Origin of the sequence: Flavobacterium fluviatile, assembly GCF_010645065.1 — a bacterium.
Lineage (GTDB): Bacteria > Bacteroidota > Bacteroidia > Flavobacteriales > Flavobacteriaceae > Flavobacterium > Flavobacterium fluviatile.
This window is the reverse complement of sequence record NZ_JAADZW010000002.1, coordinates 299,134-318,939: the sequence shown is the minus strand read 5'-3', so window position 1 is coordinate 318,939 and position 19,806 is coordinate 299,134. Positions and strand designations below refer to the sequence as shown.

The 19,806-nt window shown below is 34.7% G+C and carries 23 protein-coding genes; 8 read left to right on the top strand and 15 right to left on the bottom strand.

The window, feature by feature from the left end:
- Positions 1 to 310 precede the first annotated feature (310 nt).
- The 9 genes from serB to GXM17_RS04655 form a co-directional block, all read right to left on the bottom strand.
- Positions 311 to 1,540: a phosphoserine phosphatase SerB gene (serB, locus tag GXM17_RS04695; RefSeq protein WP_163398127.1), complete on the bottom strand. Its 1,230-nt coding sequence runs from the start codon at positions 1,538 to 1,540 to the stop codon at positions 311 to 313.
- Positions 1,541 to 1,688: 148 nt separating this feature from the next.
- Entirely contained in the window at positions 1,689 to 2,135 is a 447-nt protein-coding gene (locus GXM17_RS04690) for a VOC family protein (protein ID WP_163398126.1), read from the bottom strand.
- 80 nt (positions 2,136 to 2,215) lie between these two features.
- Entirely contained in the window at positions 2,216 to 2,653 is a 438-nt protein-coding gene (locus tag GXM17_RS04685) for an SRPBCC domain-containing protein (RefSeq protein ID WP_163398125.1), read from the bottom strand.
- A 2-nt stretch (positions 2,654 to 2,655) separates the two neighbouring features.
- Complete coding sequence (locus GXM17_RS04680; RefSeq protein WP_163398124.1) at positions 2,656 to 3,063, bottom strand: VOC family protein; 408 nt, start codon at positions 3,061 to 3,063, stop codon at positions 2,656 to 2,658.
- A gap of 89 nt (positions 3,064 to 3,152) precedes the next feature.
- Positions 3,153 to 3,557 carry an SRPBCC family protein gene (locus GXM17_RS04675; protein ID WP_163398123.1) on the bottom strand — a complete coding sequence of 135 codons (405 nt, stop codon included), beginning with the start codon at positions 3,555 to 3,557 and terminating at the stop codon, positions 3,153 to 3,155.
- A gap of 21 nt (positions 3,558 to 3,578) precedes the next feature.
- Positions 3,579 to 3,986, bottom strand: coding sequence for a DUF1801 domain-containing protein (locus GXM17_RS04670; RefSeq protein ID WP_163398122.1), 408 nt, complete (start codon positions 3,984 to 3,986; stop codon positions 3,579 to 3,581).
- A 67-nt stretch (positions 3,987 to 4,053) separates the two neighbouring features.
- Positions 4,054 to 4,218, bottom strand: coding sequence for an SRPBCC family protein (locus GXM17_RS04665; RefSeq protein WP_163398121.1), 165 nt, complete (start codon positions 4,216 to 4,218; stop codon positions 4,054 to 4,056).
- Positions 4,199 to 4,345, bottom strand: a complete 147-nt coding sequence (locus tag GXM17_RS04660; RefSeq protein ID WP_163398120.1) for an SRPBCC family protein — start codon at positions 4,343 to 4,345, stop codon at positions 4,199 to 4,201. The genes GXM17_RS04665 and GXM17_RS04660 overlap by 20 nt, the downstream gene beginning before the upstream one ends.
- A 56-nt stretch (positions 4,346 to 4,401) precedes the next feature.
- Positions 4,402 to 4,812, bottom strand: a complete 411-nt coding sequence (locus GXM17_RS04655; RefSeq protein WP_163398119.1) for a VOC family protein — start codon at positions 4,810 to 4,812, stop codon at positions 4,402 to 4,404.
- Between the two features lie 129 nt (positions 4,813 to 4,941).
- On the opposite strand from GXM17_RS04655, the gene GXM17_RS04650 reads away from it, so the two are divergent.
- Entirely contained in the window at positions 4,942 to 5,907 is a 966-nt protein-coding gene (locus tag GXM17_RS04650; protein WP_163398118.1) for a GlxA family transcriptional regulator, read from the top strand.
- A gap of 380 nt (positions 5,908 to 6,287) precedes the next feature.
- Here the strand turns inward: GXM17_RS04650 and clpX are convergent, their stop codons facing one another.
- The 6 genes from clpX to GXM17_RS04620 form a co-directional block, all read right to left on the bottom strand.
- Entirely contained in the window at positions 6,288 to 7,520 is a 1,233-nt protein-coding gene (clpX, locus tag GXM17_RS04645) for an ATP-dependent Clp protease ATP-binding subunit ClpX (RefSeq protein WP_163398117.1), read from the bottom strand.
- Between the two features lie 178 nt (positions 7,521 to 7,698).
- Positions 7,699 to 8,373: an ATP-dependent Clp endopeptidase proteolytic subunit ClpP gene (gene clpP, locus GXM17_RS04640; RefSeq protein ID WP_163398116.1), complete on the bottom strand. Its 675-nt coding sequence runs from the start codon at positions 8,371 to 8,373 to the stop codon at positions 7,699 to 7,701.
- A 360-nt stretch (positions 8,374 to 8,733) separates the two neighbouring features.
- On the bottom strand, positions 8,734 to 10,059 hold the full coding sequence (locus tag GXM17_RS04635; protein WP_163398115.1) for a trigger factor: 1,326 nt from the start codon (positions 10,057 to 10,059) through the stop codon (positions 8,734 to 8,736).
- Positions 10,060 to 10,169: 110 nt separating this feature from the next.
- Positions 10,170 to 10,517: a phage holin family protein gene (locus GXM17_RS04630; RefSeq protein ID WP_163398114.1), complete on the bottom strand. Its 348-nt coding sequence runs from the start codon at positions 10,515 to 10,517 to the stop codon at positions 10,170 to 10,172.
- A gap of 45 nt (positions 10,518 to 10,562) precedes the next feature.
- Positions 10,563 to 11,327 carry an alpha/beta fold hydrolase gene (locus tag GXM17_RS04625; protein WP_163398113.1) on the bottom strand — a complete coding sequence of 255 codons (765 nt, stop codon included), beginning with the start codon at positions 11,325 to 11,327 and terminating at the stop codon, positions 10,563 to 10,565.
- 132 nt (positions 11,328 to 11,459) lie between these two features.
- Positions 11,460 to 12,173, bottom strand: coding sequence for a pyridoxine 5'-phosphate synthase (locus GXM17_RS04620; RefSeq protein ID WP_163398112.1), 714 nt, complete (start codon positions 12,171 to 12,173; stop codon positions 11,460 to 11,462).
- Between the two features lie 116 nt (positions 12,174 to 12,289).
- On the opposite strand from GXM17_RS04620, the gene GXM17_RS04615 reads away from it, so the two are divergent.
- From GXM17_RS04615 to GXM17_RS04585, 7 genes are all read left to right on the top strand, one after another.
- Positions 12,290 to 12,949: a CBS domain-containing protein gene (locus GXM17_RS04615; RefSeq protein ID WP_163398111.1), complete on the top strand. Its 660-nt coding sequence runs from the start codon at positions 12,290 to 12,292 to the stop codon at positions 12,947 to 12,949.
- An 88-nt stretch (positions 12,950 to 13,037) separates the two neighbouring features.
- The gene (locus GXM17_RS04610; protein WP_163398110.1) at positions 13,038 to 13,925 is read left to right on the top strand and encodes an NAD kinase; all 888 of its coding nucleotides are present in this window, start codon (positions 13,038 to 13,040) and stop codon (positions 13,923 to 13,925) included.
- A gap of 172 nt (positions 13,926 to 14,097) precedes the next feature.
- Entirely contained in the window at positions 14,098 to 14,781 is a 684-nt protein-coding gene (porG, locus tag GXM17_RS04605; protein ID WP_163398109.1) for a type IX secretion system protein PorG, read from the top strand.
- Position 14,782: 1 nt separating this feature from the next.
- A complete protein-coding gene (locus tag GXM17_RS04600) occupies positions 14,783 to 15,523 on the top strand; it encodes an isoprenyl transferase (RefSeq protein WP_163398108.1) in 741 nt (246 codons plus the stop codon).
- Complete coding sequence (locus GXM17_RS04595) at positions 15,456 to 18,206, top strand: BamA/OMP85 family outer membrane protein (protein ID WP_163398107.1); 2,751 nt, start codon at positions 15,456 to 15,458, stop codon at positions 18,204 to 18,206. Before GXM17_RS04600 ends, GXM17_RS04595 begins: the two co-directional genes overlap by 68 nt.
- A gap of 41 nt (positions 18,207 to 18,247) precedes the next feature.
- Complete coding sequence (locus GXM17_RS04590; protein WP_163398106.1) at positions 18,248 to 19,261, top strand: OmpH/Skp family outer membrane protein; 1,014 nt, start codon at positions 18,248 to 18,250, stop codon at positions 19,259 to 19,261.
- A 13-nt stretch (positions 19,262 to 19,274) separates the two neighbouring features.
- Positions 19,275 to 19,778: an OmpH/Skp family outer membrane protein gene (locus tag GXM17_RS04585; RefSeq protein WP_208796415.1), complete on the top strand. Its 504-nt coding sequence runs from the start codon at positions 19,275 to 19,277 to the stop codon at positions 19,776 to 19,778.
- The last annotated feature ends 28 nt before the right edge of the window (positions 19,779 to 19,806 follow it).

Sequence of the window (19,806 nt, the reverse complement as noted above, 5' to 3'; positions counted from 1 at the left end):
TTTTCTTTGTGGGTACGAGCGAGACGCTCGCACTAGCACAAGCTTCTTTCGATTTATATTTTTTATAAATGCTAATTCCACTAAACCCGCATGAGGGATAGTAGTGGAAATCCTTTTGTGCCGGGGTTCGGCACAAAAGATTAGAACGAATAGCCCGACCCGCTTTTTCTGCGGGACATGCCCATAAAAAAACCTTAGGTCAAATTTATGAACTAAGGTTTTTATTTTACTTTGTCAGGCTGAGCGGAGTCGAAGCCCTTTTATCCTGGAAAGCCTTCGACTCCGCTCAGGATGACACTTTCCTTTATGTTTACATCATATCAATATATCGGTCGTGATAGCCTAACAGGTACAACACACCATCGAGACCTAAACTTGAAATCGAATTTGAGGCGCTTTCTTTTACTTTTGGTTTGGCGTGAAAAGCAATTCCGAGACCTGCAAGGTTGATCATTGGCAAATCGTTTGCTCCGTCTCCAACCGCAATGGTTTGGTTGATGTGGATTCCTTCTTTTTCAGCAATGGCTGTCAGGTATTCTGCCTTCTTTAAACCATCTACAATATCACCAATATATTTACCGGTTAATTTTCCGTCTTTAATTTCCAGCTGATTGGCGTGTACATAATCGATTCCCAGTTCTTTTTGCAGGTATTCGCCAAAATAGGTAAATCCTCCGGATAAAATAGCAGTTTTATAGCCGTAATATTTTAACGCTTTCATTAAACGGTGTGCTCCTTTTGTAATAGGCAGGTTTTCAGCCACTTTTTGTAAAACATCTTCGCTTAAACCTTCCAGCAAAGCCATACGCTTTTTGAAACTTTCGTTGAAATCAATTTCGCCGTTCATAGCAGATTCGGTAATGGCTCTTACCTGATCCCCTACTCCGTTTAGTTCTGCCAATTCATCGATTACCTCTGTCTGAATTAAAGTTGAATCCATGTCGAAGCAAACCAAACGCCTGTTTCTTCTGTAGATATTGTCTTCCTGGAACGAAATGTCAACATCTAAAGTTCTTGAAATTGCCATAAAACTGGCTGTCATTTCGATCTTGTTTACAATTTCACCCGTTACGGAAAGTTGAATACAGGAACGTGGATATTCTTCTTTTTCAACAACTGAGGTTCTTCCTGTCAATCTGATAATAGAATTAATGTTCAGGTTTTGGTCTGTCATTATTTTAGTTACGGCAGCCAATTGTACAGCCGTTAATTTTTCTCCTAAAATATTGATGATGTAGCGCTGATTCGATTGTGATTTTACCCAGGTTTCGTAATCTTCGACAGAAATAGGAATGAATTTAACCTTTACTTCGAGTTCGTAAGCTTTAAACAAAAGGTCTTTTAAAACAGGTCCGGAACTGGAGCCGGCTTCGATTTCGAATAAAATTCCTAAAGATAATGTATCGTGAATATCGGCCTGCCCTATATCTAAAATAACAGCATCATAAGCTGCTAATACTGTGGTTAAACCTGCTGTAACACCCGGTTTGTCGTGTCCTGAAACTTTTAATAAAATAATTTCCTTATCGTCTTTTGCCATTTTATCCTTATTGATTTTAAGAAGCGACAAAAATCGGCAATCTATTGTTGATATAAAAGAATATTGATTGTTTTTTTGAATACAAAAAGCACATTCTGAATGTGCTTTTTTAGTTATTTTAACAATTATGTTTCGATATTGAAATAACCTAACTTTTATTGTCTTCATCACATTCGGCAAGATCTATCATCCAGTTGACGCCAAATTTATCTTTAAGCATTCCGAAGTAAGGACTCCAAAAAGTTTTCTGCATTGGCATATCTACTCTTCCGTCAGCTGTAAGTCCGCCAAATATTTTATCTGCTTCTTCGGTACTTTCTGCACTGATAGAAATTGAAAAATTATCCCCAAAACCTACATCTCCAAATTTTGGATGGCTGTCACTTCCCATTAAAACTGTACTTCCAATTGGAAGCGAAACATGCATAATCCGGTTTGAATCTTCTTCTGAAAGTGCTTCACCACCGTCTTCCGGAGGTGCGTCTTTAAATTTTCCAATATATTGAAATTCACCTCCAAAAACGGATTTGTAAAACTGAAATGCCTCTTCGCAATTTCCGTTAAATATTAAATAGGTATTTACTGCTTTTGCCATGATTTGATATTTTTATTAATATTTATTGTCCTTGCAATTGTTTTTTTATTGAAATTGATTTTTGCAACTGACATTTGATTTTACTTCTCAGAAAGTTCCTTAACCGCCTCCAGGCCTTTTGGAAAAGCTTCTTTAAAATAATCGATATGCTTTTCGATTACATCAACATACGAAACCAGATCTGTAAATTCTCCATCGGGAATTAATCGATAGGTTTCCATGTAACCGCTCCATTTTTCGGTTTCTTCATTAAGAGGCTGTTCCTTAAAGTCTTTTATTTCTCCAATATGCTTAAAAGCCATATATTCATTTGGAACTTTTTTTTCGATAATACTATTCATTCCTTCTCCGTTTGGAGACATGAAATGTATTTTATCACCTTCATTCCAGTCGCTTACTGCGTATGAACCTTCGCAAAAAGCACCTGTCCATATTCTGTAGGTTTCATCATCCCATAAAACTGACCAGATTTTTTCCGGCGTAGCTTTGATTCTGATTTTAAATTCTAATGTTTCCATAATTACGATAGTTTACTAAAATCCATAAATAAGACATTCCAACGATGGCCGTCTAAATCTGCAAAACCACAACCGTACATCCAGTCCTGACTTTCTGCCGGAGGGGCAAAAACAGTTCCGCCGGCATCCTGTACTTTTTTAGCCATTTCATCTACTTCTTCCCTGCTCTCAGCATCAATCGAAATCAAAACTTCAGAGCCCGAATTAGTATCTGTAATACCATTTTGTGAAAAACCTGCAAACATTGATTCTTCGAAAAGCATCACTACAAAATGTCTTTCACCTACGACCATACAGGTTGAAGTTGGTGTATCATGCTGTTCATTGAACGAAAAACCTATTTTCCAGAAAAAATCTTTCGCTTTTGCTACATCCTTTACAGGAAGATTCAACCATATTTGTTTTGTCATTTTTGATATTTTATTTGTTAAACAATTATTTTAAATCTTAATATTCGATATGAATTAACTTTGAATCGCTGTCACTCCGAACCTAAAAGCTAATTGTTTTCAGTGTAATTTTTAAAATTATCCAGAATCGACTGCCAGCCTGCACGCTGCATTTCTTCAGGGTTTTGAGTTTCCGGATCAAAACTTTCAGTTATTTCAACTCCGTCTGCAGTTTCAGCAAAAGTAATTTCAACCTTTCTTCCGTCAGCCATTACATATTCAAGTGCTTCGTTTGGTTTTACCAAAGTAAATTCGCCTTCAAAATCAAAACTCATACTGCCGTCTTTTGCCGCCATAGTCGATTTGAATTTTCCGCCTTCTCTTAAATCAGTTTCTGCGTAAGGAGTGTGCCAGTCCGGCGAAGCAAAGCTCCATTTTGTAATGTGTTCGGGAGAATTCCAGAAATTCCAAACTTTTTCTATTGACGCTTTGATTGTTGCTTTTACAGTAATCATTTTCGTTTTTATTTAAATGTTTTATTGATTTTTAGCTGCTGTTATCCATTCGTTTATAATTATTTGCAACTGCTCTTTTCCATTTTTAATCTCCTGGAGACTTTTAAAAGTTATGATGGCCCTGTCGTTTTCTTTCCAGACTAACATTTTACTTCTATTTTCAATTAATTTGTCCGCAGGTTGTTCCTGTTTTTTTGCACCTCTGTGAAAAATCAGCTGAACTTTTGTTGTCATGGGCTGAATTCTCATGGTAATTCTGTCTTCATCCTGAAAGCAATAGCTCGGAGCATTCCATTTTATGTTTTCAGTCAGGTTTTTATTTGATCCTAAAATGTAATCTCTCAATTCCTCGATCTCATTCCTGAGCGGATGGTTTAACTGATTTAAAAAGTCAGTTACTTCGCTGCTTTTAATTGCTTGATTTATCATTTAACCGGCTTTTAGTGTAACTTTTGAAATTATCAATAACATCCGTACAAATTGCTATTGCTCACTTTCAGAATTTGCTGTTTGGTTCAAAAACTTCTTTTGTTTTCACTTTATCACCTTGGCTTTCAAACTGAACGCTTCCTGTTCTGTTATTAGAAAGGTAATATTCAATAACTAAAAATCTGTCCACTTTAGTATAAATTCCTTCATAATCAAAAGAAATTATTCCCATCTTCTGTTGCCATCGCATATTTGAATTTACTTCCGGCCTTTACATCATTTTCTACATTCGGCGTAAGCCAGTTATCAGTGGGATTGTTCCTTTCTGAATATGTTTTGGAGTCGTCCGGAATTCCCAAACTTTCCCAATTGTTGTATTAACATTAGTTTGTAACGTCATGAATAAATTAAAAGATTAATTTTCTTGCGGAATCTGACTTTCATCCATAAAGAAAATCTCCCAGTGATGTCCGTCTAAATCAAAAAAATCTCTTTGATACATCCAGCCAAAATCTTTAGCTTCATTGTGTAGTTCACCGCCAGCCTGAACAACTCCTTTAATAATTTCATCCACCTTATCCCTGCTTTCCACAGAGACAGCAGCAATCATTTGTGTATGTGTTGTTGTGTTGCAAATTTCTTTTTGAGAAAATGTTTTAAAAAAATCTTCTAATAAAAGCATTGCAAATATATTTTTACCAATAATCAGGCAGGCTCCTTTTTCATTTGTGAATTTTGAGTCAAACGAAAAACCCAGCTGCGTAAAAAACGCTATTGACTTATTTAAATCTTTTACAGGAACATTTAAGAAAATTTTTGTTTCCATATTTATAAAATTACAAATTATCTAAGACAAATTTAAAATTTCAAAACCAGCTTTAAACGACATTAAAAGTCAACTTTAGGGTCATTTGAGACAAAATATATATCTTCGTAGAATTGAAAATAAAAAATCATGAGCAAGAAAGTAGGTTTAATTTTAGGACATGACTACAAATTACTAAGTGTGGCAGCCATTTTAGAAGTATTTGAAACAGCCAACAAATTACACAATGAAACTGAAAAACCTTTTGAAATGATGGTTTTTCAATCGGCTGAGCAAATCAACGAAAAAAAAATATTTGGATACGAAGTAAATTCAATTGAGGATTCGGATAAAAATTTAGAACTTATTTTGATACCGGCTTTTACAACAGATAACATGAGCGAAATGATTGCAAAAAACCGGAAATTTATTCCGTGGCTGCAAAAACAGCATCAATCGGGAGCCGAAATGGCAAGCTTTTGTACCGGGGCATTTTTGTTTGCAGCTTCAGGTCTGCTCAACGAAAAGCTGGCTACTACACATGTCGATGCCTGCAGTGCATTTACAAAAGCTTTTCCTTTAGTAAAATTAAAATCTGAAGAAACTCTCACAGCAGACGGAAGTTTGTATACCAGCGGCGGCTCAACCTCAACCTTCCATTTATTGATCCTTTTGGTTCAAAAATATTGCGGAAACGAAATCGCCGTACAAATTGCAAAGATTTTTTCTATCGATTTAAACAGATACAAGCAAAGTCATTTCAGTACTTTCAGGCCAAATCATTTACACAATGATAGTTTGGTTGCGATGCTGCAGCAAAAAATCGAATCCCAATACCATTCCATTGAAAAACTGGAAGAAATCACTAAAGATATTCCAACCAGCACGCGCAACATGACACGCCGTTTCAAACAGGTTACCGGAATTCCGCCTATTGAATACCTGCAAAATATAAGAGTGGAGAGTTCAAAAAAATATCTGGAGCAAACCCAGCTTTCGATTTCAGAAATTGTAGAAAAAACCGGTTACAATGACCCAAAAGCATTCAGAAAAGTATTTTATAAAATGGTGGGAATGAAACCAATTGAATATCGGGAGAAATTTAGGGTTAAGTAGAGCCTAAGATTAATTGAGGATTTTATTCTCTCATTTATTAAACTTTTTCCGTAAAAATTTAATTAGCAAATACAATACATACACAACGATTATTAATCCGATAATGTTTATAATTTGCCAAAGAAGTATATGGCCGTCAGATTCTTCAATAACTTCATTCATAATGCTACATTTAAGAGGTTAAATTGAAAGATACAAAAACTTCAATGCCAAAAGTTATAATTAAAATTGCCTGGATTTTATAATTCACATCAGGAATTGATTAGCTTAAAAATGGAAATGAATTTGCTACTTAGTCGGTGACTTTTTTTGAAAAATTCTATAAAAAAAACCTGCCCAAATAAATGAACAGGTTTTAGAAAAAAATATTGTTTTTAAATTTAAGAAGCAATTTCCATGCGCTTCAATAAATTTTTACTCAATGTATGCTCTGCGTAATCTTTATCGATTGACAGAACTTTATCATCAGAACTTGGCAATTCGTACATAGCATCTGTTAGAATTGCTTCGCATAATGAACGCAATCCACGGGCTCCCAGTTTGTATTCTAAAGCTTTGTCAACAATAAAATCTAAAGCTTCATCCGTAATATTGAATTCTACTTCATCCATCAGGAACAATTTCTGATATTGTTTTACTAATGCATTTTTAGGCTGAGTTAAAATAGCACGAAGCGTTTCTTTATCCAAAGGGTCCATGTGGGTTAAAACCGGAAGACGACCAATGATTTCCGGAATTAGACCAAAGTCTTTAATATCTTTTGGAATAATATACTGCAATAAATTGTCTTTGTCGATATTGTCTGTATTCTTAGAAGTTGAGTATCCAACTGCCTGACGGTTAAGACGTTTTGATATAATACGTTCAACACCATCAAAAGCTCCTCCGGCAATAAAAAGGATATTTTGTGTATTTACCTCAACAAATTTCTGATCCGGGTGTTTGCGCCCTCCTTTTGGCGGCACGTTTACAACTGTTCCTTCTAATAATTTTAGCAAAGCCTGCTGAACCCCTTCTCCGGAAACGTCACGTGTTATGGAAGGATTATCACTCTTACGGGCAATTTTATCAATTTCGTCAATGAATACGATTCCTCTCTCAGCTTTGGTTACATCATAATCTGCGGCTTGTAATAATCGAGTCAGAATACTTTCAACATCTTCTCCTACATAACCGGCTTCTGTAAGCACAGTTGCATCAACAATTGCTAAAGGGACATCCAGCATTTTTGCGATAGTTTTTGCAACTAATGTTTTTCCTGTTCCGGTCTGACCCACCATGATGATGTTACTTTTTTCAATCTCTACCTCATCGTCCAATTGCTGTTGCATTAAACGTTTGTAGTGATTGTAAACCGCAACCGACATTACTTTTTTCGTCTGATCCTGACCTATAACATATTGATCCAAGAAAGCTCTGATTTCTTTTGGTTTCTTTAAAATTAAATCACCAACTAATTTAGAGCTCCCGCTTGATTTTAATTCTTCAAGTACAATTCCGTGCGCCTGTTCAATACATTTATCGCAGATATGTGCATTGATACCGGCAATTAATAAATTAGTTTCTGGCTTTTTTCTTCCACAAAACGAACATTCTAATACTACTTTTGCCATTCTTTATTTAAGTTACTAAGCTGCAAAGATACTAAGTTTCTAAGCTTTTTTAAATTAAAACTTTAAAACTTAACTCCTTACAGTTTAATATTTTGTTATTTTTTGTTTCAGGTTTCAAGTTTCAGGTTTCAGGTTATCTATGTACTTGAAACCTGAAACTTGAGACAACTTTTAAGAATTATCCTCTTCTTAATACTTCGTCAATCATTCCATATTCTTTTGCTTCGTCAGCTTTCATCCAGTAATCACGCTCACTGTCTTTATGGACTCTTTCGAAAGACTGTCCTGAATGCTGTGAAATAATATGATATAATTCATCTTTCAGTTTCAGCATTTCACGTAAATTGATTTCCATATCTGTGGCAACTCCCTGAGCTCCTCCTGATGGCTGGTGAATCATTACCCTTGAATGCGGCAGTGCCGAGCGTTTTCCTGCTGCTCCTGCACATAATAATACTGCTCCCATAGAAGCGGCCATTCCCGTACAGATTGTAGCAACATCAGGTTTGATGTACTGCATTGTATCATAAATTCCAAGACCTGCGTAAACACTTCCTCCCGGGGAATTTAAATAAATCTGAATATCTTTTGATGCATCAGCACTTTCTAAGAATAACAATTGCGCTTGTACAACATTTGCAATCTGGTCGTCTATACCAGTTCCTAAAAAGATAATTCTGTCCATCATTAATCTTGAAAATACATCAAGAATTGAAACATTTAATTGACGTTCTTCAATAATATTTGGAGTTAAATTCGTCGGCGTCATAGCGCTGATGATTTTGTCATAATACATGGCATTTACTCCGTGGTGCTTTGTAGCAAAATTTTTGAATTCTTTACCGTAGTTCATATTTTAAGTGTTCTAAGTTTTACGTAACAATTTATTTTATTTCATCAAAGGTCATACCTTAATTTCACATGATGTCAATATGTCTTGTTTTTAGCCCAGATAGCAGTGAAAAGCTTTTTGAAATAGCAACTATTTTTTGTTTGGTAAAAAAAAGCGACCGGCGGAAGCTCTTTTTTTGCCTTACAAAAAAAGGCAGCAATGAAAAAACTTGTAACGGATAGCTGGATTAGCTTCTGAAAAGTAATAAAAAATAAATTGAAACCCACATCAAAAAAAACTTTTCTTCAGATGAAATAAAAAAATAAAAGAGCGTCAGGGAAAAATATCCGTGACGCTCTATATATACTTAATTTTCAGAAATTATTCTCCGTAAGACGCAGCAATAAATTCGTCGTAAGTAACTTCTTTTGTAGTTGGATTTGCTTTTTCTTTAAACAATTCTAACAATTTAGCTGCTACAACCTGCTCAGATAGTCTTTTCACTTCATCCTGATTAGACAGAACTCTCGCAACGATTCCTTCTACTTCTTCATTAGTTGGATTTGTTTGCCCAAACTGAGCCATCTGCTGTCTGATTGCGTTTGAAGTAAACTCTTTCAAGTCTTCAAAAGTAATCTGGATGTTGCTTTGAGCCATTGCTTTTCCTTCGATTAACTGGAAACGTAAACCTTTTTCAGATCTTGCATATTCTACTTCAGCTTCTTCTGCAGAAAGTTTTTTCTCTCCAACAGTCTGTAACCATTTTTTAAGGAATTCAGAAGGTAAATCGAATTTTGTGTTTTCGATTAAGAAATCCTGCACATCCAATAATAATTTTTGGTCAGCCTGTTGAGCGAACTGAGCTTCAGCATCTTCTTTAATTTTAGCTTTCAGATCTTCAAGAGAAGCTACTTTTCCTTCTCCAAAAAGTTTATCAAATAATTCCTGGTTCAATTCAGCCGGTTCAGAAACATTGATTGCTTCGATTGTAAAAGTCACGTCAACAGCCAAATCATGTACATTATCGTGAGGTACTTTTAAATAATCCATTAATTGGTGATCGTCTATAAATAGACCTTTTGTGTTTACAGTAACTACATCGCCAACTTCTTTACCAATAAACAAATCGGCTGTTTTCTTGTCTTTGAAAACTGACAATGAAAGAGTTGTTTTGTTTTCGATTCCGTTTTCAGCATTTGCGAAAGTTCCTGTAACATCAGCATCTGCAGTCACTTTTTCAACAGGATTTGCTTTTCCGAATTGTTTCTGGATACGCTCAACCTGTCCGTCGATTAATTTATCATCAGCAGTAACAACGTATTTTACAATATTGTTTTTAGCTTCTAAGTCGATTTCGAAGTTTGGCACTAACCCAATTTCGTATTCGAATGTCAATTCTTCTGCATCCCAGTTAAAATCTTCATTTACTTTTGGAAGCGGAGTACCTAAAAGGTTTAATCTTTCAGACTGAATATAACGCTCCAAAGCCAAATCAACTACTTTTTTGATCTCTTCCTGCTTAATAGCTTTTCCGTATTGTTTTTCAACAAGATCTTTAGGAACTTGTCCTTTTCTAAAACCTTTTACTTGCGCTAAAGGCATTTTTTCGTTAATTCTTTTTGCTACCTGACCTTTATAATCCATGTGAACAACATTCATCACAATGGTCTCGTTTACAGCGTCTATTGCTACTCTTTTAATATCCATCTTCTTCTTTAATTTACATAATAAAATTGGGTTGCAAAATTATAAAATTTTTGCAACCCAGCCAAGTTTTTAATGTATTGTATTTGAAGCGCTTTTGAACGCTTTGTATTTTATTTTTTATCGTCCCCTACTATTTTATAGGTGATTGATTGCAGTATAGACAAAATAACACTGAATACTAATGCTGTCCAGAAGGAATCAACAGCAAAACCACCGACAATCTTTGTACACAACAAAATAATTATGGCATTTATAACAAGCAAAAACAACCCCAGTGTAATCACCGTAACCGGCAATGTGAGTACTACTAAAATAGGTTTAATAAACAGATTTAATAAACCTAAAACTATTGCAACAATAACTGCTGTTCCAAAACTGGCAACGTGAACGCCGGACAATACGTTAGATAACAACAAAACCAAAGCAGCAGTAACAAGAAGTCTAAGTAATATTTTCATAGTTTTTCTGATTTAAATTTCAGTTAAAAATACTGTTTTTTTTAATTATGATTTCAAAAAAGCAGTTGTAAAGTCAAAAAACATTTTCGGATTTTCAGCATGAAGCCAGTGTCCTGCATTTGGAATGGTTTCTAATTGTAAATTTGGAAAATAACCTCTAATTGCATCAACATCCGAATCTAAAATATACCTGGATTCCCCGCCACGAATAAACAAAGTTGGCTTATCGAAAACCAAACCTTCAGCCAGCGGCTTCCCTATTGCATCGGGATTATTATTAAAAACTTCAAGATTAAAACGAAAAGCCAGTTGTCCGGGCTCCTTCCAATACAAATTTTTAAGCAAAAACTGGCGTGTTCCTAAATCAGAAACATATTGAGAGACTATTTCTTCAACATCGGCACGGCCAGGTTTTACTGAAAAATCAACTGCATTTAATCCCGCCAGAATATCCTGATGATGCTGTTTGTAGAATTTTGGACCAATATCTGCCACAATTAATTTATCTACAATTTCGGGATGTGTTGCTGCGAAAAGCATCGCTACTTTTCCGCCCATGGAATGCCCAAGCAAATCAATTTTATCTAAATTATTTGCCTGACAATATTCAAAGATATCCTGAGACATGGCCTCGTAACTCCATTCGTCAGAATGAAAACTGCGTCCGTGATTTCTTAAGTCTAAAATATGAACCTGAAATCCGGCTTCTACATATTGCCCTGCCAGTGTCTTCCAGTTATCAGACTTTCCCAGAAAACCATGCATAATAACGAAAGGTTTTCCTTCACCTTCTATTTTTGAGTATAACATCTTAATTATTTTTTATTAAAAAATTCATTCCGCAAAGATTACAAAGTTTTCACACAGAGAAGCACAAAATTTTCTTTGAGAACCTCTGTGTTTTTTTTGTGTATCTCTGAGAAATAGCTCTTCTTCAAAATCTTACTTTAATTTATTCAAATACATATTAACCACGTTATCCAGGCCAAGATAAAGTGCTTCTGAAATTAAGGCGTGACCAATAGAAACTTCCAATAATCCCGGAATGTTTTGTTTAAAAAACTGAATATTATCCAGACTTAAATCGTGTCCTGCGTTGATTCCCAAACCTAAATCATTTGCTAATTCTGCAGCTTTTATATAAGGATCGATTCCGTTTTTATTCCCTAAATCGTATTGATGAGCAAAAGCTTCCGTGTACAATTCAATTCTGTCTGTCCCTGTTTTTTTAGCACCCTCAATCATTTCCAAAACCGGATCAACAAAAATCGAAGTCCTGATTCCGTTTCTTTGAAACTCCTGAATGACCTCGGTTAAATAAGCCTGATTATTTATAGTGTCCCAGCCGGCAGAAGAGGTAATGGCGCCAATTGCATCCGGAACCAGCGTAACCTGATCCGGTTTGCATTCTAGAACCAAATCAATAAAATTATGCTGCGGATTTCCTTCAATATTGTATTCAGTAGTGACAATTGCTTTTAAATCACGGGCATCCTGATAACGAATATGGCGCTCATCCGGTCGCGGATGAATTGTGATTCCCTGTCCGCCAAATTTTTGAATATCGGCGGCTACTTTTAACAAATCAGGGACATTGCCTCCGCGTGCATTACGCAAAGTTGCTATTTTATTGATATTTACACTTAATTTTGTCATATAAATAGATTATTAATTCTGGTAACATTATATTTGTAATGGCAAAAATACAAAGTAAAACGTAGCGTTTTTTGCTATTTTTTGATTATTTTGCATCAAAATTCCTCTAACTACTTATGACAGAAATTACCAACTATATCACCAACGATTTTAGAGCCATCGACAGTCAGGAAACAATAGCATCTGTTCAGGACTTTTTTGCTGATTTAAATTTTTCTCATTTTCCTGTTGTGGAAGAAGGAATTTTCATAGGAAGTATTGCCGCAGACGATGTCGAAACCTTTGACACTGACAAAAAAGTAATTGATTACAAATATACTTTAGAACGTTTTTTTGCAAGAAAATCAATGATTTGGCTGGACGTATTAGAGATTTTTGCCAAAAATCATACAAATATAATTCCGATACTTGACGAAAATAACATATATGTTGGCTATTATGAAATAGAAGATATAATGAAATTTTTTCAGGAAACTCCATTTTTAAAAGAACAGGGAGGCATTATTATTGTTCAAAAAGGGCTTTTGGATTATTCAATGGCACAGGTAGCCCAAATCGTAGAAAGCAATAATGGTAAAATCCTCGGCTGTTTTATATCTGAAGCCGACTTAGAAAATGTTAACATTACAGTAAAAATTGGTGTAGGCCCAATGAATGAAATCATTCAGACTTTCAGAAGATACAATTACGAGATTATCTCAGAGCACCAGGAAGACACCTATATCAATAGTCTGAAAGAGCGTTCTGATTATTTAGACAAATACCTTAATATATAATTATAATGTGACAATTAGAAAATCAGTCAATTAGATAATTTTTACATTGGCACATTACTAAATTTTTCTCATTATCTAACTTAACAAAATGAAAGTAGCCATTTACGGACAGTATTATCAAAACAGTACCGAACCCATCATCAAAGATATTTTTGTGTTTTTCAACAATAATAATGTCGAAATGGTTATTGAAGAAAACTTTCTGAGCATACTTTACGAGAAACAATTAATCAAAAAAGAATATAAAACTTTCTCAGGAAAAACAAAACTTGACAATAGTTTCGAAATGCTGCTTAGCATTGGAGGCGACGGAACTATTTTAAGGGCCGCCAGTTTAGTTCGTAATTCAGGTGTACCAATATTAGGGATTAATGCAGGAAGATTAGGCTTTCTCGCAACAGTTCCAAAAGACAGTATTGATGACTTTTTGCAGTTTGTGATTGATAAAAATTATACTATCTCTGAAAGAACCTTGTTAAGCCTTACCTGCGACCCAAAAAACGACGCTATCGAAGATGATTTAAATTTTGCAATGAATGAAGTTACTGTTAGCCGAAAAGATACAACTTCCATGATTACGGTTGAAACTTACCTAAATAACGAATATTTAAATTCATACTGGGCAGACGGGCTTATTTTATCAACTCCTACAGGTTCTACAGGATATTCGTTAAGCTGTGGCGGACCAATACTAACTCCTGACGTAAAAAGTCTGGTCATTACTCCTATTGCTCCTCATAATTTAAACGCAAGACCTTTAGTTATACCTGATGATACAGAAATAAAACTTCGTGTTTCCGGAAGAGAGGACCAATATTTAGTATCACTGGATTCGCGAATAGCATCTATTAAAAATGAATCCATTTTAACTATAAAAAAAACAGATTTTAAAATTAAAATGGTTGAAATTCCAGGCGAAACTTTCCTTAAAACACTCAGAAAAAAATTGCTTTGGGGAGAAGATAAAAGGAATTAATTTTTTTACAGATTTCAACTATACGATAATAGTACTTTTTCTCGTTTTGCATATATCGAATCTTCATCAAATGTCTCAAAACCATACAGTAAATTTAAAAAAAGACACATTTATCTAAAGGAACGTTGATTCGTATTGATAATTATTATATTTGCACGCAATTCTGAATTAAATGAAGAAAATTTTTAATTTATTGTTATGTTTTTTCCCCTTTATTACACTCAACGCTCAAATACATGAGATTGGCGTTTTTCTTGGCGGAAGCAACTTTATCGGAGATGTTGGGAGCACAACTTATATAGCTCCTGATAAGCTTGCCGTTGGTGTTTTATATAAATGGAATAAAAGCCCTCGCCATTCTTATCGTTTTTCATTTACTAACTCCACAATCGCAGGGAAGGACTCAAAATCAGAGGAATCGTCACGAAACAAAAGAGGTTTTAGTTTTAAAAACAATGTAAGGGAACTTTCTGCAGGACTTGAATTTAATTTCTTCGACTTTAATTTACATGATGAAGATCTAAAAATCACACCCTATATATTTTCAGGCTTAAATTATTTCCGATATGATGAATTATATATAGAAAACGGAATAACTGAAAAATATGATTCATCCGGCTCATTTGCTATACCTATTATATTAGGAATAAAATCAAACATCAGCCGTGATTTTGTTTTAGCAGCTGAAATCGGGGCACGTTATACCTTTACAGACAACATAGACGGAAGCAATCCTAAAAATGAATCTTTTTCAGATAATCGTTTTGGGAATTTAAACAATAATGACTGGTATGTTTTTACCGGAGTTACATTAACATATACCTTTGGACAAAAACCTTGCTATTGCGCAGAATAAAATGAATTTACTAGAATCTATAGATAAGACAAATTTACCAAGGCATCTTGCCATTATTATGGACGGAAATGGTCGTTGGGCAAAACAACAAGGATTAATTCGTGTATTTGGACATGAAAATGGCTCTAATTCAGTAAAAGGAATTATCAAAGCTTGCACCGAACTTGGGATTGAATTTCTTACACTTTATACTTTTTCTTCAGAAAACTGGAACCGCCCCAAATTAGAAGTAAAAGCTTTAATGAAAATATTGAGCAGTTCCTTAAAACAGGAATTACCTACTATGCAGAAAAACAACATCAGACTTAATGCTATCGGTAATCTTGAAAAGCTGCCTGAATCTGCTCAAAAACAGCTAAGAGAAACAATTGAACAGACAAAAAATAATACTGGCCTGACCCTTACACTGGCCTTAAGTTACGGCTCGAGAGAGGAATTAGTAAATGCCGTCAAAGTCATTAGTGATAAAGTTAAAAATAATATAATTTCAATAGACACTATTGACGATTCAATTATAAATGAGCATCTTTACACGCAAAATTTACCTGACGTAGATTTAGTAATACGAACAAGCGGAGAGCACAGAATAAGTAATTTCCTGCTATGGCAGATAGCCTATTCAGAATTATATTTTACTGATATACTCTGGCCGGACTTTAAAGCAGAACATTTATATGAGGCTATCATTAGTTATCAAAAAAGAGAACGCAGATTTGGAAAAACCAGTGAACAAATTAAATAATACTTTAGTGTTGCAAAAAAAAATACAAATAATGATTGCCCTGTTTATTCTGGGTAGTTTTTCTCAAATAAAAGCTCAGGAAAGAATCCCTTTTGACCAGGGAAAAAAATATATACTTGCAAAAGTTTCTGTTGTTGGTAAAATAAGCTTCAATGAACAAACCGTTGTCACATTTTCAGGCCTTCAAAAAGGGCAGGAAATTACTGTTCCGGGAGAAGAAATTAGTGGTGCCATTAAGAAATTAGGAAAGCTTGGTCTTTTTGACGAAATTGCTTTTTACGTTAATAAAGTCGAAAATGACAGCATTTATTTAGACTTAAACATAGTGGAACTTCCTAAATTAAACGAAGTGAAATTTGTTGGTATTAAAAAGAGTAAAGTAGAAGGATTAATAAAAGACAACAATCTGACAAAAAGCAAGATTGTAAACGAAAATCTAATCACTACGACAAAAAATTACATCGAAAACAAATATAAAAAAGAAGGTTTTTATAACACCAAAGTTACCATTACGACTACTCCTGACACTACTGCAGGAAACAATGTAAATATGCTTGTCCGTGTAGATAAAGGAGACAAGGTAAAAATCAGCAGTATTGACTTTACAGGAAATAAACAACTTACTGACAGTCAGTTAAGAAGTGCTATGAAAGACACGAAACAAAAAAATGTATTTCGTGTACTGAAAGCTTCAAAATTTATTCCGGAGAAATACAAAACCGATTTAGAAAAAGTTATTGCATCCTATAAAGAAAAAGGATATCGTGATGCCCGTATTATATATGACTCTGTCACTTATAATAAGGAAAATAACATGCTCGCTATTAAAATTAATCTGGAGGAAGGAAACAAATATTACTTCGGAAATATAAAATTTTTAGGAAATACCGTTTACTCTGATCAACAGCTTAATCGCTATTTAGGAATCAAAAAAGGTGAAACCTATAATGGTGTTTTGCTTGAAAAACGTATTGCAGACAAAACCAAACCTGACGGTGAAGACATCACCAACCTTTATCAAAATAATGGTTACTTGTTTTCTAACATTAATGCCGTAGAAACAAGAACTGCAAATGACACCATAGATTTTGAAATTAGAATTACAGAAGGACCGATTGCTTATTTCAATAAAATATCAGTAGTTGGAAATGATAAAACGAATGATCATGTTATCTATCGTGAACTAAGAACCAAGCCGGGCGAAAAATACAGTAAAGAATTATTAGTTAGAACCATTCGTGAAATTGGACAATTAGGATTTTTTGATCCGGAAGCAATTGATCCTAAATTTAAAAATGTAGATGCCGCAGCCGGAACAGTAGATATCGAATACAATTTGGTCGAAAAAGGTTCCAGCCAGGTCGAGTTGCAGGGTGGTTATGGCGGCGGCGGTTTCATAGGTACGTTGGGATTATCTTTCAACAACTTTTCGGCAAGAAATATGTTTAAGAAAGAGGCTTACAAGCCATTGCCAATGGGAGATGGTCAAAAAGTATCCCTGCGTTTACAAGGAAGTACTTATTTTCAGACCTATAGCGTGTCGTTCTCTGAGCCTTGGTTTGGTGGAAAAAAACCGGTACAATTTAGCTCCTCTATCTCTTACAGTAAGCAATTCAATTACAGTTATGGCCGAAATGTAAATAAAGATCAGAGTTTCAATATTTTTACGGTACAAGTTGGACTTGCAAAAAGATTAACGGTTCCTGATGATTATTTCGTACTATCTCAGTCTGTAAGTTACCAGCATTATGATCTGAACAATTATTTTACCGGATTATTTACTTTTGGTAACGGGTCATCCAGAAACTTAGCTTATACCATTGGATTAACAAGAAGCAACAAAGGTGTCAACCCTATATTCCCTACTTACGGTTCCGAATTTAGTGTTTCTGCCAAAATAACACCTCCTTATTCATTGTTTAATGGTATTGATTATTCTGACTTAGGAAATCAGAAAGAATACAAAACACAATATACTGGGGAAGATCGAAGTGATGCAAATGGGAAACCATTAACCAATGGGGACTATGTAAATATACTTGGCACAGACTCAACAGGCCAGATACTTTATAATAGCGTTGGATCTGATTTCGCTAGCGCAGATACCGATCAGGCAAAAGTCGATCAGCAAAAATACAACTGGCTGGAATACTATAAAATTAAATTTAGGGCAGACTGGTATAATAAAGTCTATGGTAAATTAGTTTTAAGAACATTAACCGAATTTGGTTTCATGGGCGCTTACAATCAGGCCAGAGGTATTGTTCCTTTTGAACGTTTTTATTTAGGTGGTGATGGTATGGCCAACTATTCTATGGATGGTAGGGAAACAATTGGATTAAGAGGGTACGAAAACAACTCTTTGACTCCTGTTAATAGTTTAGGGCAACAAGTTGGAGCAACGATTTATAATAAATTCTCTATGGAATTACGTTACCCAATCACGCTCAAACCATCAGCTTCTATTTATGCCCTTACGTTTTTAGAAGCAGGAGCGTCTTATGACGGATTTAAGAATTATAATCCATTTGATTTGTATCGTTCTGCCGGTTTTGGTTTGCGTGTATTTATGCCTGCATTTGGATTACTGGGTATTGATTTTGGTTATGGGTTTGATGCTCAGCCAGGAGAAACTAAAGCCCATGGGCAGGAAATACATTTTATTATTGGACAACAATTTTAAAAAGATGATATTTGGTTAAAAATTTTGAAATAAAGTACTGTATGAGAAAACAATTTTTATTTATATTTTTAGCCTTGATTGTAGCAAATACAAGTAAGGCGCAGACAAGGTCGACCAGAATTGGCTACATCGACATGGAATATATTTTAGAAAATGTTTCTGATTACAAAGAAGCTAAATCGCAGTTAGACTTAAAAGCTACTAAATGGAAGCAGGAAATTGAAACCAAAAAATTAGAAATAAATAAATTAAAGGAAAATCTTAAAACAGAAAAAGCACTGCTTACCAAAGAGCTGATCGAGGAAAGAGAAACAGAAATTAAATTTCTGGAAAATGAGATGCTGGACTATCAGCAAAAACAATTTGGGGTTGACGGAAATTTAATGCATCAGAAAGCAGCTTTGGCAAAACCAATACAAGATCAGGTTTTCACTGCTGTTCAGGATATTGCAGAAGCTAAAAATTATGATTTTATTTTTGACAAATCATCTGATTTGACCATGCTTTTTTCAGCAAAAAGATTTGATATAAGTGACCAGGTTATCCGTATTCTCAACAGAACAGAGAAAAGGGAGCAGCTCTCTAAAAAACAATTAAAAGAGCAGGAAGCCAAAGAAAATCTTGAAAATGAGATTGACGAAAATCCGGCCATGGCAGAAAGGCAAAAAGCTTTGGACGCGAGAAAAGCTGCAAGAGAAAAATTAGTTGCAGACAGAAAATTAGAACAAGAGGCTAAAAGAAAAGAATACGAAGAAAAGAGAAACGCTATAGCAGCTGAAAAAGCCGCTAGAAAAAATGGCACGGTTTCTGAAAGTGCAAAATCAACAGAGGCAATAAAGACTGAGACTACAGGCATACCTGTATCAGCTCCAACGACAACAGAACCAGCAACAACATCTCAGCCTGCAGTTAATAAAGCCGAAGAAAGACAGAAACTTTATGAACAGCGCAAAAAAGAGTTAGAAGAAAGAAAGAAGAAAATTTTAGAAGAAAGAGAAGCGGCCAAAAAAGCTAAAGAGGCCGAAACACAAAAAACAAATACGACCAATAATTAATTAATATTTTAAAATGATGAAACAAATCAAAACTTTAGTAATTGCTGCAGTGCTTATTTTAGCTGCAAACAATACAATGAATGCGCAGGCTAAAACAGCTCATGTTGATGTTAGCGAGATTATGTCGAAGATGCCTGCTATGCTTGATGCTCAAACTCAATTACAAAAATTAAGCGGAACATACGATGCGGAATACAAAAAAATGATTGAGGAATATCAAACAAAAATCAAAAAGTATGATACTGAATCTGCAACAGCAACTGAAGCAGTAAACACTGAGCGTGCTAAAGAAGTTCAGGATATGCAAAAGAGAATTGGGGATTACAGAGATAATGCTCAAAAAGAACTACAACAAAAAGAGACTGATTTAGTAAAACCTCTAATGGAAAAAGTAAGAGCTTCTATCCAAAAAATTGGAAAAGCGAAAGGTTATCAATATGTATTAGACGGTTCAACTCTTTTATTAGCAGACGGTCCAAACATTACTGCTGATGTTAAAAAAGATTTAGGATTCTAAGAAACAACATTTCATATTACAAAAATGG

What these genes read in the sequence shown, in the direction of transcription:
- GXM17_RS04690 (WP_163398126.1), bottom strand. Translation starts at nt 2,135, where the DNA reads ATGGCAAAAGCAGTAAATACCTATTTAATATTTAACGGAAATTGCGAA.
- GXM17_RS04590 (WP_163398106.1), top strand. Translation starts at nt 18,248, where the DNA reads ATGAGAAAACAATTTTTATTTATATTTTTAGCCTTGATTGTAGCAAAT.
- GXM17_RS04630 (WP_163398114.1), bottom strand. Translation starts at nt 10,517, where the DNA reads ATGAAAATATTACTTAGACTTCTTGTTACTGCTGCTTTGGTTTTGTTG.
- clpP (WP_163398116.1), bottom strand. Translation starts at nt 8,373, where the DNA reads ATGAACTACGGTAAAGAATTCAAAAATTTTGCTACAAAGCACCACGGA.
- GXM17_RS04620 (WP_163398112.1), bottom strand. Translation starts at nt 12,173, where the DNA reads ATGACAAAATTAAGTGTAAATATCAATAAAATAGCAACTTTGCGTAAT.
- GXM17_RS04615 (WP_163398111.1), top strand. Translation starts at nt 12,290, where the DNA reads ATGACAGAAATTACCAACTATATCACCAACGATTTTAGAGCCATCGAC.
- GXM17_RS04610 (WP_163398110.1), top strand. Translation starts at nt 13,038, where the DNA reads ATGAAAGTAGCCATTTACGGACAGTATTATCAAAACAGTACCGAACCC.
- GXM17_RS04680 (WP_163398124.1), bottom strand. Translation starts at nt 3,063, where the DNA reads ATGACAAAACAAATATGGTTGAATCTTCCTGTAAAGGATGTAGCAAAA.
- GXM17_RS04625 (WP_163398113.1), bottom strand. Translation starts at nt 11,327, where the DNA reads ATGTTATACTCAAAAATAGAAGGTGAAGGAAAACCTTTCGTTATTATG.
- GXM17_RS04665 (WP_163398121.1), bottom strand. Translation starts at nt 4,218, where the DNA reads ATGGGAATAATTTCTTTTGATTATGAAGGAATTTATACTAAAGTGGAC.
- GXM17_RS04675 (WP_163398123.1), bottom strand. Translation starts at nt 3,557, where the DNA reads ATGATTACTGTAAAAGCAACAATCAAAGCGTCAATAGAAAAAGTTTGG.
- GXM17_RS04595 (WP_163398107.1), top strand. Translation starts at nt 15,456, where the DNA reads ATGAGGCTATCATTAGTTATCAAAAAAGAGAACGCAGATTTGGAAAAA.
- porG (WP_163398109.1), top strand. Translation starts at nt 14,098, where the DNA reads ATGAAGAAAATTTTTAATTTATTGTTATGTTTTTTCCCCTTTATTACA.
- GXM17_RS04585 (WP_208796415.1), top strand. Translation starts at nt 19,275, where the DNA reads ATGATGAAACAAATCAAAACTTTAGTAATTGCTGCAGTGCTTATTTTA.
- serB (WP_163398127.1), bottom strand. Translation starts at nt 1,540, where the DNA reads ATGGCAAAAGACGATAAGGAAATTATTTTATTAAAAGTTTCAGGACAC.
- GXM17_RS04655 (WP_163398119.1), bottom strand. Translation starts at nt 4,812, where the DNA reads ATGGAAACAAAAATTTTCTTAAATGTTCCTGTAAAAGATTTAAATAAG.
- GXM17_RS04670 (WP_163398122.1), bottom strand. Translation starts at nt 3,986, where the DNA reads ATGATAAATCAAGCAATTAAAAGCAGCGAAGTAACTGACTTTTTAAAT.
- GXM17_RS04635 (WP_163398115.1), bottom strand. Translation starts at nt 10,059, where the DNA reads ATGGATATTAAAAGAGTAGCAATAGACGCTGTAAACGAGACCATTGTG.
- GXM17_RS04600 (WP_163398108.1), top strand. Translation starts at nt 14,783, where the DNA reads ATGAATTTACTAGAATCTATAGATAAGACAAATTTACCAAGGCATCTT.
- GXM17_RS04650 (WP_163398118.1), top strand. Translation starts at nt 4,942, where the DNA reads ATGAGCAAGAAAGTAGGTTTAATTTTAGGACATGACTACAAATTACTA.
- GXM17_RS04685 (WP_163398125.1), bottom strand. Translation starts at nt 2,653, where the DNA reads ATGGAAACATTAGAATTTAAAATCAGAATCAAAGCTACGCCGGAAAAA.
- clpX (WP_163398117.1), bottom strand. Translation starts at nt 7,520, where the DNA reads ATGGCAAAAGTAGTATTAGAATGTTCGTTTTGTGGAAGAAAAAAGCCA.